Raw genomic sequence first — 15,718 nt, 5'->3', positions numbered from 1 at the left:
AACTAACGCTCCTGCTGGTGAGTGGGGCTCGGGAAGCTGCCGGTCTGACCGGTACCGGTACCGGCCTGACGACCCTGTGCGATACCCCGACGGAGATTGGTCAGCCGACCGCGTACGTCATCGGGCGCACGCGAGATCTGCGGACCGGTTTGGTGCTGTTGCTGCTGCGCCGTGCCCGCGACGAGGTTCGCCCTGGGCACTCGGCGCGGCAGGCCGGAGGTGGTGACACCGCCCGCCGCCGGCTGCCGGACACGTTCAGCCTGCCGGACGAGATCGTCGTTCGGCGAGCTGCGCCAGGCGGTCGACGCGGGACGCTGGGGAGCGGGGGACTGCTGCGGCCGCTCGGCGGGAGCCTGCGGCTCCTGGCGCGGCGCGGACGCCGGGGCCGGACCACCGGCATCGGGCTGCCGCCCCTGCGGACCGCCGTGGAACCAGTTGGTCTCCAGCGTGTCGTACAGGGGGGTGCGTCCGTCGCCGGGACCCGTCGCGGGCGGCAGGGCCTCGGGCTCCTGGCGCGGCCGCTGCTGCGGACGCGGCGGGACCGGGGGCTGCGCCGGGCCGACGAGGCCGGAGTTGCCGCCGTAGCTGCCGTTGACCTGGGGCCGCTCGAACTGGCCGGTGGAGTCGCCGTTGTGGCGGCCGGGCAGGGCGTGCTGCCCCGTCTGGCTGCCGTCGTAAGCCTGTGGTGCCGCGAACTGGCCCGTCTGCGAGCCGTTGTTCTGGCCCGGGGCGCCGTAGACGTCCGGGCGGACGAACGAACCCGTGTTCTGCTGTCCGTTCGCGGAGGGGTTCTGCGGCGCGTTCGTGCCGGGGCGGGCGAACTGACCCGTGTTCTGCGGGTTGTACGAGCCCGGGGCCGGGGCGTCGAAGTCCGGGCGGGCGAACTCCGAGGTGGAGCCGGGGCCCTGCCGGTCGTCGATGCGCGGCATCCGGGAGGTCTGCGCGTGGTCCTCGTCGTGCCCGCGCGGGGTGTCGAGCGAGGCGCGCGGCACCGGCGGCTGCGCGTTCTCGTCGCTCCAGCTGGGGCGCGAGGGCTGACCGGCACCCGGCAGCTCGGCACGCGCACCACCGCGCGGCGGGAGCTGCGGCTGACGGCCACGACGGCCCTTCTCGCCACCGGCGGGCGGCGACTGCGGTGCCGGGGAGCCGCCGTGCCGGGGCTGCTCACGGCCGGGGCCGCGGTTCCCGCCGAAGGCGTCCTGGCCACCGAACGCGTCCATGCCCATGCCCGCGGACTGCATGCCCTGCGGGGCACCCGGAGCCTGGCCGCCGAAGCCCGCGCCGGCCGGAGCCGGCCGGCCCTGCGACGGGGCACCCGGGCCCTGCTGGCCACGCGGTGCGCCGGGCCCGCCCTGCGGAGCGCCGTCCCGTCCGGGCAGCGCGGCCCGCGGTCCCTGACCGGCGCCGAGCCGGCCACCGCCGGACGCGCCCGCGCCGAGCGCACCGCTCTGCGGACCGGCGCCGAGCGAGCCGCCGCCGGCCTGGGCCTGACGACGCGCGGCTGCCGCACCCGCGGCGGCCTGCGCGGCGGCCGGACCGCCGGAGGCGCCGGGGCCGTTCGGACCGGGCTTGCCACCGGCCGGCTTCTTGCCGCCCTGGGCGACGTCCACCGGCAGCATGACCAGCGCGGTCGTACCACCGGAGTCGGACGGGCGCAGCTGGATGCGGATGCCGTGCCGCTGCGACAGACGACCGACCACGAACAGGCCCATGCGGCGGGAGACGGAGACGTCCACGGTGGGCGGCGAGGCGAGCCGCTCGTTGATCGCCGCGAGGTCCTCGGGGGAGAGGCCGATACCGGTGTCGTGGATCTCGATCAGCACACGGCCGTCCGGCAGCGCGTGACCGGTGACCTTGACCTTGGTCTGCGGCGAGGAGAAGGAGGTCGCGTTCTCGAGCAGCTCGGCGAGGAGGTGCACGAGGTCGTTGACCACGCGGCCGGCCACTTCGGTGGTCGGCACGGCGGCCAGCTCGATGCGCTCGTACTGCTCCACCTCGGACGCGGCGGCACGGAGCACGTCGACCAGCGGGACCGGGCGGGTCCAGCGACGGCCGGGCTCCTCACCGGCGAGGACGAGGAGGTTCTCACCGTTACGACGCATGCGGGTCGCGAGGTGGTCGAGCTTGAACAGCGAGGACAGCTGGTCCGGGTCGGCCTCACGGGACTCGAGCTCGGAGATCAGCGACAGCTGGCGCTGGATAAGACCCTGGGAGCGGCGCGAGAGGTTGGTGAACATCGCGTTGACGTTGCCCCGCAGCAGGGCCTGCTCGGCGGCGAGGCGGACCGCCTCGCGGTGCACGTCGTCGAAGGCCGCGGCCACCTGGCCGATCTCGTCCCGGGAGTGCACACCGACCGACTCGACGGAGGTGTCGACGTCCTGCGGGTCCGCCTCCGAGAGCTGCTTGACCAGCTCGGGCAGCCGGTCCTGGGCGACCTTGGTGGCGGTCTCCTCCAGGCGGCGCAGCGAGCGGATCATGGAGCGGGCGACGACGAAGGCGCCGACGAGCGAGACACCGAGCACGAGCAGGATCAGCGCACCGGAGATGATCGCCTCGCGCTCCGACTCGTTGCGCAGCTCGCGGGCCTTCTGCTCCATCTCCTCGAGCAGCGTGGTCTCGATGGCGCGCATGCCCTGGAGCTTGGTGGTGCTGTCGTCCACCCAGTCCCGATAGGAGCGGCGGTCCAGGTCGGCGAGGCCGTTGGGGTTGCCGAGGGCGCGGCCGGCGTACTTGTCGGTGGCCGCGATGGTCGGGTTGCCCTCTTCGATGGGCTTCAGCAGCTCGGCGGACTCCGCGCCGTAGATGCTCTTGAACTGACGCAGCTCGGACTTCTGGCTCGCCAGCGCCGAGGAGGCGTACAGCCGGTCGTTCTCGGTGAGGTCACCGCGCGAGGTGTTGTTCGGCGGGAGGGCCGCGGCGAGGACCGCGCGCTGGATGGAGGCGTACTCCTTGGCGGTGGAGAAGGCGGACAGAGCACGCGTGCTCTGGATCATCTCCGGGTTGCTGGTCGCCTCGGCCATGTCCTGGGAGAGGCTCAGCAGGTTGGTGATCAGCCGGTGGTAGGCCTCCACGGTCTGGGTGGAGTTGCCGTCGGCCTCGTAGGCGGTGTTACGGATCCGCGCGATGTCGTTGAGGTCGCCGACGAGCTGGACGAGGTTGTCGCGGACGCCCTTGAGGTTGCCGTCCTTGCTGTTGTCGTCGATCTCCTCGGAGGCCTCGATGAAGCCCGTCATGGCCCGGTCGGTCTTGTCCCGGAAGCCCTTGACGGTGTAGTCGGAGGCCTTGGCGCCGTGCGCGAGGGGACCGGCGGACTGGTCGCGCTCCTCCTGGAGCGCGGCGGCCAGCTCGGTGGCCCGCTTGGTCATGTCCGTCAGCAGCCGCATGTTCTCGAGCTGCTGGATGTCGTCCATGTTGTCGCTGATGCGCAGTGCGCCCAGCGAGGTGGCCGCGACCACCGGGAGCGTCAGCAGCGCGACGAGGCGTGTGGAGATACGCCAGTTGCGCAGGGCTATTCGCGATCCCGGGCCGACAGGGCTCTTGGAGGCCCTGGCCGGCGGCGCGGTCGGGTTAGCCGTGCTCGAAGACGCCGACACGGCGGGGCGCCCGGAGCGCTCACCGCCGTCCACCGACGCGGTCGGGCCCGGGTTCTGGGCGTGCTGGGCCGAGGGACCTCGGTCGGTCCCGCCGTGCTCCGGCTCCGCCGAAGCGCTGCCATCCCTCTTGAAACGTCCCTGCACTAGCGTCGCAACCTCTGGACCAGGCGTCCTTCCGCGTGAACGGAGGGACACGGTGTCGGCGTATGAGGGAGCGTCCTGAACACGCTCCCCGATGGTCGTGAGTGACCGGCGCTGGCTCCCCTTCTCGCCGCCGCTCGGCGCTCGATGCGCCCCCTGCGCGCCGGCTCGATCCTGCGGCGGTCCGTGAGATTCCAGCACAGTGCAGGATCTCCAACAAGGCCCGTAGGTCGAGCCGTGACATACGTGACGCCACGTGAGGGCGAGATTACCTGCCGTAGAAACTAATCTCCCTCATAACGGACTTATGCCCGCGAGCCGCTCGTGCGCGAAAGGTGTCCCAGTCGCCATGATCAGGAGCGGAATGACGGGTTCAGGGGTGCAATGTCCGTTTCGTCGGGTCGCATTGCAGGTCTGAATTGACCCTTTTGCCTGCGACTCAGTGAGCAAACTCACATACCGATCAAGCGGTCTTCGCGGCTTCTCGCGGGAATCGCATGTTTAGCCTGACGTTTTACAAGAGGGATGATTCTGCCAACCCGCTACGACAGGACCCAGTACAGCCGTGAAGACGACGATGATCCGCACCATAGCCAACCCGCGGCGCACGACGCTGGCCCACCTCGCCGACGCCGGGGAGCTGCACATCCCGCAGCAGCCGGAGCACTCCGTCGATCTTCCCACTCAGACCGCGAACCCCAGGCGCATCACCCTCGAAGAGATCCCCGTCACCGCCGCCGCCCAGTAGTACGGGGAAGCGCGACCGATTGTTCAATCGCGTACGAACAACCCGTACGAACAACCCGTACGAACAACGCGTGCGGACAATCGGTCCTGTGACGGCTCCCGTACGGCGGTCCACCACGGTCAGGGCGCCCGCGACAATGGGCGAGGCGCCTGCCCCCTGCCGCGTTAGCCTGGAGCGTCAGACTCCAGCCGGCTCAATAGAGGGGCGCAAGATCCCGTGCGCATCGCCAGATTCTCCATCGACGGGAACGTCGCCTTCGGCGCGGTCGAGGGCGACAGGCCGGACGAGCTCGTCCTCGACATCATCAAGGGCATCCCGTTCGCGGACTTCGAGCTCTCCGGTACGAAGGTCCCGCTGAGCAAGGTCAGGCTGCTGCCGCCGGTGCTCCCCAACAAGGTCGTGGCCTTCGGCCGCAACTACGCCGAGCACGCCCGTGAACTCGGCAACGAGGTGCCGGACGCCCCGTTCGCCTTCTTCAAGCCCTCCACCGCGGTGATCGGCCCCGGCGACGAGATCCAGTACCCGTCCTTCACCGAGGACCTCCACCACGAGGCCGAGTTGGCCGTCGTCATCGGCCGCATGTGCCGCGAGGTCCCGCGCGAGCGCGTGAAGGACGTGATCTTCGGCTTCACCTGCGCCAACGACATCACCGCCCGGGACGTCCAGAAGCGCGAGAAGCAGTGGGCGCGGGCCAAGGGCTTCGACTCCTCCTGCCCGCTGGGCCCCTGGGTGGAGACCGGCCTGGACCTGCAGGCCGCGTCCGACCTCACCATCCAGCTCACCGTCAACGGCGAGCAGCGCCAGCTCGGCCGCACCAGCGAGATGATCCACCGCATCGAGGATCTGATCGTCAACATCACCGAGGCCATGACGCTGCTCCCCGGCGACGTGATCCTCACGGGCACCCCGGCAGGGGTCGGCCCCCTGAACGTCGGCGACGAGGTCGCCGTCACCATCGAAGGCATCGGCACTCTCACCAACAAGGTTGTCAAGCGTGGCTAGCGCACCCGGCTCCCCAGTCCGCGTCCGATTCTGTCCCTCGCCCACCGGTAACCCCCACGTGGGCCTGGTCCGCACCGCCCTGTTCAACTGGGCGTTCGCCAAGCACCACCAGGGCACCCTGGTCTTCCGTATCGAGGACACCGACGCGGCCCGCGACTCCGAGGAGTCCTACACCCAGCTGCTCGACTCGATGCGCTGGCTGGGCTTCGACTGGGACGAGGGCCCCGAGGTCGGCGGCCCGCACGCGCCCTACCGCCAGTCGCAGCGCATGGACCTCTACAAGGACGTCGCCGCCAAGCTCCTGGACGGCGGCCACGCCTACCACTGCTACTGCTCGCAGGAGGAGCTGGACAGCCGCCGCGAGGCCGCCCGCGCCGCCGGCAAGCCCTCCGGCTACGACGGGCACTGCCGCGACCTGAGCGACGCGCAGGTCGAGGAGTACAAGGCCCAGGGCCGCGCCCCGATCGTCCGCTTCCGCATGCCCGACGAGACGATCACCTTCACGGACCTGGTCCGCGGCGAGCTGACCTTCACCCCGGAGAACGTCCCGGACTACGGCATCGTCCGCGCCAACGGCGCCCCGCTGTACACGCTCGTCAACCCGGTCGACGACGCCCTGATGGAGATCACCCACGTCCTGCGCGGCGAGGACCTGCTCTCCTCCACCCCGCGCCAGATCGCCCTGTACAAGGCGCTCACCGAGCTGGGCATCGCCAAGCAGACCCCGGCCTTCGGTCACCTGCCGTACGTCATGGGCGAGGGCAACAAGAAGCTCTCCAAGCGTGACCCGCAGTCCTCGCTGAACCTCTACCGCGAGCGCGGCTTCCTGCCCGAGGGCCTGCTCAACTACCTCTCCCTGCTCGGCTGGTCGCTCTCCGCCGACCAGGACATCTTCACGATGGACGAGATGGTCGCGGCCTTCGAGATCGCGGACGTGAACCCGAACCCGGCCCGCTTCGACCTCAAGAAGTGCGAGTCGATCAACGGCGACCACATCCGCCTGCTCGAGGTGAAGGACTTCACCGAGCGCTGCCGCCCGTGGCTCCAGGCCCCGTTCGCCCCCTGGGCCCCGGAGGCCTTCGACGAGGTCAAGTGGCAGGCCATCGCGCCGCACGCGCAGACCCGTCTGAAGGTCCTGTCCGAGATCACGGACAACGTCGACTTCCTGTTCCTCGCGGAGCCGGTCTTCGACGAGGCGTCCTGGACGAAGGCCATGAAGGAGGGCTCGGACGCCCTGCTGCGGACGGCCCGCGAGAAGCTGGACGCGGCCGACTGGTCCTCCCCGGACTCCCTCAAGGACGCGGTCCTGGCCGCCGGTGAGGTGCACGGCCTCAAGCTCGGCAAGGCCCAGGCCCCGGTCCGGGTCGCCGTCACCGGCCGCACGGTCGGTCTGCCGCTCTTCGAGTCCCTGGAGGTCCTGGGCAAGGAGACGACCCTGGCCCGGATCGACGCGGCGCTGGCGAAGCTGGCCGCATAGCACTTTCACAGCGGGGCGGCGTCCGGTTCGGACGCCGCCCTTCGCATGTCCGCCCAGCCGTCACCGGGAGTTCACCCTTCCGGCCAACAGCCGCTTGCCGAACGGCCGTTGGATGCTCCCAGTGCACATGATGTGCGTGTGCACCCTGGAGCAGGGGGAGGGGAAAGTGACTCGCTCACGAAGACTTGCCGAGGTGGCGCTGACCGGAGCCGTGGCACTCGCGTGTGCTCTGCCGGTCACGCCCGCGCAGGCCGCCGACGCGCCCGTGGGGACGGTCCGGCTCAGCACGGAGAAGCGGGTGGAGATCACGTACACCTGGGCCGGCGCGTCCGGCTTCCAGTACCGGCCGACCTCCGGCAGCTCCACCACCTGGGTGGACTACCCGGACGTCGAACCGCCCGCCCACGCGGGCCCGGACGACCTGGCCACCGGCACCGACGTCGTCAACACCCGCAGCGGCTCCACCGTCACACAGCGGCACCGCTCCACGGACACCACCGCCACCGTCACGATCCCGTCCGGCCAGACCTACGCGGCCGCCGTCGGCTGGAGCGTCCTCACCCAGGACGCCACCGGCGCCCTGCATGTGCTGCGCGCCGCCGCCGACGGCACCACCACGGACCTCCCGGTCGCCGATTTCCCCGCGGGCGCCCGGCCCACCGCCTACGTCACCGGCGGCTCGGTCCGCCGGCTCGCGATCGTCCACACCCTGGACGGCAAGCGGTCCGTCGGCCTCGTCGACCTCGCGGACGGCACCTTCCGCACCTACGTCACCGATGTGGCCGAGGACTCGGAGGCCGTCTTCAACGACCGCTGGCTCGTGGCCGACTGGAAATCGATCCGGATCGACGCCGAGCCCGGCACCCAGCCCGCCCGGGTCGCCGGGCTGCCCGGCCGGCTCAAAGCCGTCGTGGGCGACCAAGTCCTCGCCTCCGACCCGGACTTCGTCCAAGGCGGCACCCCGCCCGCACTCAGCTCCCGCTCCCTCGTGACCGGCGCCGCGAGCACCGTGCTCAGTCCGTCCTTCGGCGGCATCGGCCCGACCCTCGACGGCGGCGCCCTCGCCACCGCCGGCCCGTCCGGCCTCGACTGGAACGTCCACCGGATCACACCCACCGAGGACGGAGGCATCGCCACCGAGAAGGTCGCCCAGCTCCCCCCTTACTCGGTCGGCGTGCAGGGACTGGCCCTCGCCGGCGGTGAGTTGTTCGTGTACGGCGAGACGACCGGCGTCGGTTACCGCTACAGCAGCTTCCAGCTCGACGCCATGGGCAGGCCCACCGGTCAGCAGACCCGTCGCAGCCCCGCACTGAGCGGCAGCACCTGCCTCCCCGGCGACGCCGCATGCCCCCAGCTGGAGGCCATGGGCGACGGCCGGGTCTCCTACCTCTGGACCCACACCGACGGCCAGGAATCCGTCCTCAACGTCGGCCTCGACACCACCACCATCCGCAACGAGCCCACGGACGGCGACGGGGCCGGCCGCATCCCCGGTGGCAGCGGACGTTACGTGCTCTACAACGGCGGTTCCGGAACCCAGCGGGTCGTCGACTTCCCCACCGGCACGACCGACGGCACCACCGTCCTCACCCGCCCCCGCACCGCGGCCGCCGTCTGGGGTCAGGTCATGTGGACCCCCGGCACCACCCAGGGCTCCGTCGTCGGCACCCACCTCAAGACCGGCCAGACGGTCGGCACGGTGGCCACCGGCGCGCCCTGCGCGCCCACCGACATCCAGGCCGTGAACACCTGGCTGTACTGGGCCTGCGGCGGCACCGCGGGCGTCTACGACCGGGCGACCGGCCGGAAGATCACGGTCCCGGCCGACAACGGCCCGGCCCGCCTCGCCGACGGCTACCTGCTCCGAGAGAACCGCACCACGCACGAACTGCTGATCACCGACTTCCACACCGGCACGGCCGCGACCCGCGTCCTGGTCAAGCTGCCCACCGGTGACTGGAACACCGGAGGCAGCAACGGCCGCTGGGCCGCGGACCGCTTCGGCGGTCACATCGCCTACCTCAACGGCACCTTGGGTGAGGTGTCGATCGTGGGCAGCGGAGTCCCCGCCTCGGCGCTGGCTCAGATGGAGGCCCAGACGGCCACCCCGCCGGGCGGCCCGACGAACCTGAACCCGTGGCAGCCGGTCTGGCAGCTCAACAAGCCCGCCGACTGGACCCTCACCCTGAGTAACAGCGGCGGCACGGTGGTCCGCACCCTGACCGGCGCCACCAAGGGCGCCGCCGTCCGGGCCGCCTGGGACGGTTACGGCGAGGACGGCCGCCGTACCGCCGGCACCTACACCTGGAAGCTGACCGCCCAGCCCCGCGACGCCCAGGGCCCGGCCCTCACCGTGACCGGGACCGTCGCGGTCAACTGACGGACAGGCTCCCGGCGTCCGGGTTACCGTCGGATCATGAGCATTCGCGCCGTGGTGTGGGACGTCGACGACACCCTCTTCGACTACACGGCCGCCGACCGCGCCGGAATGCGCGGGCACCTGCTGGCCGAGGGCCTGCTCGACGGCTACGACAGCGTCGAACAGGCCCTCGCGCGCTGGCGGCAGGTCACCGACGCCCAGTGGGCGCGCTTCTCCGCCGGCGAGGGGACCTTCCAGGGCCAGCGGCGTGATCGCGTCCGGGTCTTCCTGGGCACGGAACTCACCGACGCCGAGGCCGACGCGTGGTTCGAGCGCTACATAGGGCACTACGAGGCCGCCTGGGCGCTCTTCCCGGACGTCCTGCCCGTCCTCGACATCCTCGCCGCCAGCCACCGGCACGCCGTGCTGTCCAACTCCAGCCTCACCGTCCAGGACCGCAAGCTGCGCGTGCTCGGCGTCCACGACCGCTTCGAGGCCATCCTGTGCGCCGCCGAGCTCGGCGTCTCCAAGCCGGAGGCCGGCGCCTTCCACGCCGCATGCGCCGCCCTCGACCTCGCCCCGCACCAGGTGGCGTATGTCGGCGATCACCCCGAGATCGACGGGCGGGGGGCCGCGGACGCCGGGCTGCTGTCGGTGTGGATCGACCGTGACGGGGCGTACACCAGCGACGACGGCCCCGGCGGACCGCGCCGGATCGCCTCCCTCGCCGAACTCCCCGCGATCCTCGGCTCGGATACCCGTTTTGGAGCCCCGTCCACCTTCAGGTAATGTTCTTCCTGCGCCGCCGGGGAGCGGGCCGAAAGGCCGGGAACCGGGGGAGCGAACTAGAACAAGATCCCCTCCGGGGCTTGCGTTCCAGTGGCCTATGGTGTAATTGGCAGCACGACTGATTCTGGTTCAGTTAGTCTTGGTTCGAGTCCAGGTAGGCCAGCTCGCAGAGCTCATCTGCGCCGCGGATGTCATCCGCAAAGCCCCCGTTGTGTAGCGGCCTAGCACGCTGCCCTCTCAAGGCAGTAGCGCCGGTTCGAATCCGGTCGGGGGTACAGATCCTTCCCGCGAGGACGGTTCGGGTAGCTCCCACCGATCTCGATGCAGGATCGCTAGGGCCCCCGTTGTGTAGCGGCCTAGCACGCCGCCCTCTCAAGGCGGTAGCGCCGGTTCGAATCCGGTCGGGGGTACGAACTGGTCTAAACCACATTGGTCTATGGTGTAATTGGCAGCACGACTGATTCTGGTTCAGTTAGTCTTGGTTCGAGTCCAGGTAGACCAGCTCGGATCTGCGGAAACGTAAGATCCACGCCCCCGTTGTGTAGCGGCCTAGCACGCCGCCCTCTCAAGGCGGTAGCGCCGGTTCGAATCCGGTCGGGGGTACGCACAGGGAAGGCCCTCCACTTCGGTGGGGGGCCTTCGCCGTGCCCGCGTCACTCCTGCTCGCCGAAGCCGTACCGCCGCGCCGACTCCTCCTCCTGGGCGAGCCGGTGCAGGGCCTGGAGCATCGGCTCGACCAGGACCGCCCCCAGCACCGCCGTCTCGACCCTCTCCGCCTCCGACCCGTGGGTCTCCACGAAGTCCAGGTCGAGGGCGGCCGTCTGGTGCATCAACCGCGCGTACGCCAGTAGCAGTTGCGGGTCCCAGTCGTAGCCGAGCCGTCCGAGCGCGGCCATCGCCACCACCAGCGAACGGTACGAGGGCGAGATCGTGACCAGGGCCTGGGCGTTCGACCAGCCCAGGGACTCCAGCAGTTGATCGGCCGCCTCGTGCGCGGACCGGACGTACTCGTCCTCCTCGTCCGGCTCGGGCACCTGCGGCAGGGCCCACAGGGCCGCGCCCATACGGATCGTGCGGGGGAGCGAGTCGTCGTCGACATGCCCGAGCACCTCGCGGACCGTCGCCACCGGCATCCGGCCGACCTGGATCATCGCCCGCACGAGCCGTAGCCGGCGCAGATGCTCCTCGTCGTACTCGGCGGTGCGGGCGTTGATCTGCCGGCCGGGCGCCAACAGCCCCTCGCGCAGGTAGTACTTGATCGTCGCGATGGGCACCCCGCTGCGCTCGCTGAGTTCGGCCAGCCGCATGTCTTGCGCCTCTCATTGGGAAGTGCCACTATCCAAGCATCGCACAGGAGGATAGTGCCGCTATCCCACGAGGCAGTCATGGGGGACGCCATGTTCGCGAAGCCGGTGCTGGGCCGTACGACAGCGGATGCCGAGGGCGATGTGGTGGTCCTGCTCATCGGGATGCGGATCAACCACTTCTGGGCGGTGCACCAGTGGCTCCCGGTCATGCTGTCGATGATCCGCATGCTGGGGGAGCTCGCGCGGGACGGCGACCGGGGGCTGCTGGGGCGGGTGCTGCTGACGGCGTCGCCGCGGACGTACTACGTCGTCCAGTACTGGGAGTCCAAGGAGAAGCTGTACGCGTACGCGACCTCGCCGGACATGTTCCACCACAAGGTGTGGGGGATCATCAACCGCAAGGAGCGGGCCGGGAAGACACGCGGGCACGTGGGGATCTGGCACGAGGCGTACGTGGTGCCCGAGGGGGCGTACGAGTCGATCTACGCGGACATGCCGGCGTTCGGGTTGGCGGCGGCGCACGGCCAAGTGCCGGTGGAGCGGCGGGGCCGGTATGCGAAGGACCGGTTCGCCCACAGGTCCGGGACTGCACCATCCTAGGGGCGCGGGGAACTGCGCGATCAGCTACGGCGGTGTCGCGGACGGCACACGGCCGGTGGTGGCGGATTCTGCGCCGTGGGGTCTTCGGGTGCGGGATGTATGTGGCTGGTCGCGCAGTTCCCCGCGCCCCTGGGTGTGTCACCTGACCGTCGGAGAAGGGCCGCCGCGGCGTTGAGGCTGCCCTGTCCCGACGTACGGGGATGCCCTCAGCCCGTGCGGCGCAGGGCCTCGGAGAGGCGGCCCGCGGCGTCGATGACCGCCTGCGCGTGCATGCGGCCGGGGTGACGGGTGAGGCGCTCGATGGGGCCGGAGACCGAGACGGCGGCCACCACGCGGTTGGACGGGCCGCGCACCGGCGCGGAGACCGAGGCGACGCCCGGCTCGCGCTCGCCGATCGACTGGGCCCAGCCACGACGCCGTACGCCGGAGAGGGCGGTGGCCGTGAAGCGGGCGCCCTGAAGACCGCGGTGCAGTCGCTCCGGCTCCTCCCAGGCCATGAGGATCTGCGCGGAAGAGCCCGCCTTCATCGTGAGCGTCGAGCCGACCGGGACCGTGTCCCGAAGGCCGGACAGGCGTTCCGCCGCGGCGACGCAGATGCGCATGTCGCCCTGGCGGCGATAGAGCTGCGCGCTCTCGCCGGTGACGTCACGGAGGTGGGTGAGGACCGGGCCTGCCGTCGCGAGGAGACGGTCCTCACCGGCCGCCGCGGCCAGTTCCGCGAGGCGAGGGCCCAGAATGAACCTGCCCTGCATGTCACGCGCCACCATGCGGTGGTGTTCCAGAGCCACGGCCAGCCGATGGGCCGTGGGTCGTGCCAGTCCGGTGGCCGAGACGAGCCCTGCGAGGGTGGCCGGACCGGACTCCAGGGCGCTCAGGACAAGGGCTGCCTTGTCCAGAACGCCGACGCCGCTACTGTTGTCCATGAAACGATACTCGCGTCTCACTCTGTGAAACGCAAGTTCAATTTTCCGTGGAACACGCCACTCTGGAAGAACGAAGGCAGAGCGGCCCGTGAACAGAACGGGCCTGGCGGCGGGCGCCCGGAAGCAGGGGCGCGAGCGGCGGTCGCCTTCTCAAGATCTCTAGTTGGGCCGGTGGACCGTATGCCGGCCGGAGGGAAAGCGATGGGTAGGACACTCGCGGAGAAGGTCTGGGACGACCACGTCGTCCGGCGCGCCGAGGGCGAGCCCGACCTCCTCTTCATCGATCTGCACCTGCTGCACGAGGTGACCAGCCCGCAGGCCTTCGACGGCCTCCGCAAGAGCGGTCGCCAGGTGCGCCGGCTCGACCTGACCATCGCCACCGAGGACCACAACACCCCGACGCTCGACATCGACAAGCCCATCGCGGACCCGGTCTCCCGGGTACAGCTGGAGACGCTGCGCAAGAACGCCGCCGAGTTCGGCGTGCGCCTGCACCCGCTGGGCGACGTCGAGCAGGGTGTCGTGCACGTCGTCGGCCCGCAGCTGGGCCTGACCCAGCCGGGCATGACCGTCGTCTGCGGTGACTCCCACACCTCCACCCACGGCGCCTTCGGCGGTCTGGCCTTCGGCATCGGCACCTCCCAGGTGGAGCATGTGCTGGCCACCCAGACGCTGCCCATGGCCCGTCCCAAGACCATGGCCATCACGGTCAACGGCGAGCTGCCCGACGGTGTCACCGCCAAGGACCTGATCCTGGCGATCATCGCCCGGATCGGCACCGGCGGCGGCCAGGGCTACGTCCTGGAGTACCGCGGCTCCGCCATCGAGAAGCTCTCGATGGAGGCCCGGATGACCATCTGCAACATGTCGATCGAGGCCGGCGCCCGCGCGGGCATGATCGCCCCCGACCAGACCACCTTCGACTACCTCGAAGGCCGTCCGCACGCCCCCAAGGGCGAGGACTGGGACGCCGCCGTCGCGTACTGGAAGACGCTGAAGACGGACGCGGACGCCGAGTTCGACGCCGAGGTCGTCATCGAGGCCGCCGAACTGTCGCCGTTCGTCACCTGGGGCACCAACCCGGGCCAGGGTGCGCCGCTTTCGGCGTCCGTCCCCGATCCTGCTTCGTACGAAGACGCTTCGGAGCGCCTCGCCGCCGAAAAGGCCCTGGAGTACATGGGGTTGGAGGCCGGTCAGTCGCTGCGCTCCATCAAGGTGGACACCGTCTTCGTAGGCTCGTGCACCAACGGCCGCATCGAGGACCTGCGCGCCGCCGCCGAGCTCGTCAAGGGCCGCAAAGTCGCCGACGGTGTACGGATGCTGGTCGTCCCCGGTTCCGCGCGGGTCGGTCTCCAGGCCGTTTCCGAGGGTCTGGACGTCGTCTTCAAGGAGGCCGGCGCCGAGTGGCGGCACGCGGGCTGCTCGATGTGCCTGGGCATGAACCCGGACCAGCTCGCCCCCGGTGAGCGTTCCGCGTCCACCTCCAACCGCAACTTCGAGGGGCGGCAGGGCAAGGGCGGCCGTACGCATCTGGTGTCGCCGCAGGTCGCGGCGGCCACCGCGGTCCTGGGCCACCTGGCCTCTCCGGCCGACCTGTCCGACGCCGAGACCCGTACGCCCGCTGGAGTCTGAGAAGTCATGGAAGCATTCACCAAGCACACCGGCCGGGCCGTTCCGCTGCGCCGCTCCAACGTCGACACCGACCAGATCATCCCTGCTCACTGGCTCAAGAAGGTGACCAGGGACGGGTTCGAGGACGGGCTGTTCGAGGCCTGGCGCAAGGACCCGGAGTTCGTGCTCAACCGGCCCGAGCGCGAGGGCGCCACCGTGCTGGTCGCCGGCCCCGACTTCGGCACCGGCTCCTCCCGCGAGCACGCCGTCTGGGCGCTGCAGAACTACGGTTTCAAGACCGTCATCTCCTCCCGCTTCGCTGACATCTTCCGCGGCAACTCGCTCAAGAACGGCCTGCTCACAGTGGTTCTGGAGCAGAAGATCGTGGACGCGCTGTGGGAGCTCACGGAGCGGGACCCGCAGGCCGAGGTCACGGTCGACCTGGAGGCCCGCGAGGTGCGCGCCGAGGGCATCACGACCTCGTTCGAGCTGGACGAGAACTCCCGCTGGCGGCTGCTGAACGGCCTCGACGACATCTCGATCACCCTCCGGAACGAGGACGACATCGCCGCCTACGAGGCGAAGCGGCCGTCGTTCAAGCCGCGCACCCTCCAGAGCTGACCCCGAGGCCGCGCGCAAGGCGACTTTCGGACACCGCAACAGCCACCCAGTACCCCCGATCAGCCCGATCGGGGGTACTGGCATGTCTGCACCCGAACGGTCCTGTGCCAGGTACGTGCCCCGCTCAACTTCCCACGTTACGACGGGTGTTGCCGGGGTACGCGAGTGGTGCGTCGGTGACTTCCGCAAGTGCCCGGAAGGCCATTTGAGGCCGGAGTTGCACCCCTGGCAGGCGACAACTCGCCCCAGATGGCACAATCTGTGCATGGAACACGACGGCCAACTCGAGCTCTATGCGGCAGTCGCGGGCCAACTGAAGGAAGCGCACACAAGGGTGCGCGCACTGCAAGTCCCGGAGGGCGTACGGATGGCGCTGACCCGGAAGCTGCTGGTCATTACGGCCGCGGCCAAGCACGACGTCGCCGAAGCGACAAGGCGTCTGGAGCGGTTCATGGCGGATCTCGACGCGGGGCGATTCCCCGAAGAGGAACGCTGAACACCTTCGAGACAGTCGAGTCTGTTGCGGCACAAGGGTGATTAGCCCGTT

The 15,718-nt window shown here is 70.3% G+C and carries 12 protein-coding genes and 5 tRNA genes; 14 read left to right on the top strand and 3 right to left on the bottom strand.

The features are described from left to right. Positions 1–2: 2 nt before the first annotated feature. Positions 3–3,737, bottom strand: a complete 3,735-nt coding sequence (locus ACGFW6_RS18065; RefSeq protein ID WP_393510186.1) for a nitrate- and nitrite sensing domain-containing protein — start codon at positions 3,735–3,737, stop codon at positions 3–5. Positions 3,738–4,299: 562 nt separating this feature from the next. On the opposite strand from ACGFW6_RS18065, the gene ACGFW6_RS18060 reads away from it, so the two are divergent. From ACGFW6_RS18060 to ACGFW6_RS18015, 10 genes are all read left to right on the top strand, one after another. After that, the gene (locus tag ACGFW6_RS18060; protein WP_393510183.1) at positions 4,300–4,482 is read left to right on the top strand and encodes a hypothetical protein; all 183 of its coding nucleotides are present in this window, start codon (positions 4,300–4,302) and stop codon (positions 4,480–4,482) included. Positions 4,483–4,698: 216 nt separating this feature from the next. Next, positions 4,699–5,484: a fumarylacetoacetate hydrolase family protein gene (locus tag ACGFW6_RS18055; protein ID WP_393510180.1), complete on the top strand. Its 786-nt coding sequence runs from the start codon at positions 4,699–4,701 to the stop codon at positions 5,482–5,484. Continuing rightward, positions 5,477–6,961, top strand: coding sequence for a glutamate--tRNA ligase (gene gltX, locus ACGFW6_RS18050; protein WP_393510177.1), 1,485 nt, complete (start codon positions 5,477–5,479; stop codon positions 6,959–6,961). Before ACGFW6_RS18055 ends, gltX begins: the two co-directional genes overlap by 8 nt. Before the next feature lie 166 nt (positions 6,962–7,127). Continuing rightward, the gene (locus tag ACGFW6_RS18045; protein WP_393510174.1) at positions 7,128–9,341 is read left to right on the top strand and encodes a FlgD immunoglobulin-like domain containing protein; all 2,214 of its coding nucleotides are present in this window, start codon (positions 7,128–7,130) and stop codon (positions 9,339–9,341) included. Between the two features lie 36 nt (positions 9,342–9,377). Next, the gene (locus tag ACGFW6_RS18040; protein ID WP_393510171.1) at positions 9,378–10,109 is read left to right on the top strand and encodes an HAD family hydrolase; all 732 of its coding nucleotides are present in this window, start codon (positions 9,378–9,380) and stop codon (positions 10,107–10,109) included. A 91-nt stretch (positions 10,110–10,200) separates the two neighbouring features. After that, positions 10,201–10,272: transfer RNA gene (locus ACGFW6_RS18035), tRNA-Gln, on the top strand. A gap of 39 nt (positions 10,273–10,311) precedes the next feature. Then, positions 10,312–10,384, top strand: a tRNA-Glu gene (locus ACGFW6_RS18030). 62 nt (positions 10,385–10,446) lie between these two features. Next, positions 10,447–10,519 (top strand) — tRNA-Glu (locus ACGFW6_RS18025). 20 nt (positions 10,520–10,539) lie between these two features. Beyond that, positions 10,540–10,611, top strand: a tRNA-Gln gene (locus tag ACGFW6_RS18020). 28 nt (positions 10,612–10,639) lie between these two features. After that, positions 10,640–10,712, top strand: a tRNA-Glu gene (locus tag ACGFW6_RS18015). 50 nt (positions 10,713–10,762) lie between these two features. Here the strand turns inward: ACGFW6_RS18015 and ACGFW6_RS18010 are convergent. Next, positions 10,763–11,416, bottom strand: a complete 654-nt coding sequence (locus ACGFW6_RS18010; protein ID WP_393510168.1) for a MerR family transcriptional regulator — start codon at positions 11,414–11,416, stop codon at positions 10,763–10,765. A gap of 90 nt (positions 11,417–11,506) precedes the next feature. Here ACGFW6_RS18010 and ACGFW6_RS18005 point away from each other — a divergent pair, with 90 nt between their 5' ends. Continuing rightward, positions 11,507–12,016, top strand: a complete 510-nt coding sequence (locus ACGFW6_RS18005; protein ID WP_393510843.1) for a DUF4188 domain-containing protein — start codon at positions 11,507–11,509, stop codon at positions 12,014–12,016. A gap of 206 nt (positions 12,017–12,222) precedes the next feature. Here the strand turns inward: ACGFW6_RS18005 and ndgR are convergent, their stop codons facing one another. Beyond that, positions 12,223–12,939: an IclR family transcriptional regulator NdgR gene (ndgR, locus tag ACGFW6_RS18000; protein WP_048580622.1), complete on the bottom strand. Its 717-nt coding sequence runs from the start codon at positions 12,937–12,939 to the stop codon at positions 12,223–12,225. A 201-nt stretch (positions 12,940–13,140) separates the two neighbouring features. On the opposite strand from ndgR, the gene leuC reads away from it, so the two are divergent. The 3 genes from leuC to ACGFW6_RS17985 all read left to right on the top strand — a co-directional run bounded on the left by leuC (position 13,141) and on the right by ACGFW6_RS17985 (position 15,667). Then, positions 13,141–14,571, top strand: a complete 1,431-nt coding sequence (gene leuC, locus ACGFW6_RS17995; RefSeq protein WP_393510164.1) for a 3-isopropylmalate dehydratase large subunit — start codon at positions 13,141–13,143, stop codon at positions 14,569–14,571. A 6-nt stretch (positions 14,572–14,577) separates the two neighbouring features. Continuing rightward, positions 14,578–15,171, top strand: a complete 594-nt coding sequence (gene leuD / locus ACGFW6_RS17990; RefSeq protein WP_393510162.1) for a 3-isopropylmalate dehydratase small subunit — start codon at positions 14,578–14,580, stop codon at positions 15,169–15,171. Between the two features lie 265 nt (positions 15,172–15,436). Further along, on the top strand, positions 15,437–15,667 hold the full coding sequence (locus ACGFW6_RS17985) for a hypothetical protein (protein WP_393510159.1): 231 nt from the start codon (positions 15,437–15,439) through the stop codon (positions 15,665–15,667). Positions 15,668–15,718 lie beyond the last annotated feature (51 nt).

This window comes from Streptomyces sp. Y7 (assembly GCF_043195415.1).
Lineage (GTDB): Bacteria > Actinomycetota > Actinomycetes > Streptomycetales > Streptomycetaceae > Streptomyces.
The sequence above is the reverse complement of the archived record's forward strand: the minus strand, read 5'-3'. Positions and strand labels throughout refer to the sequence as shown.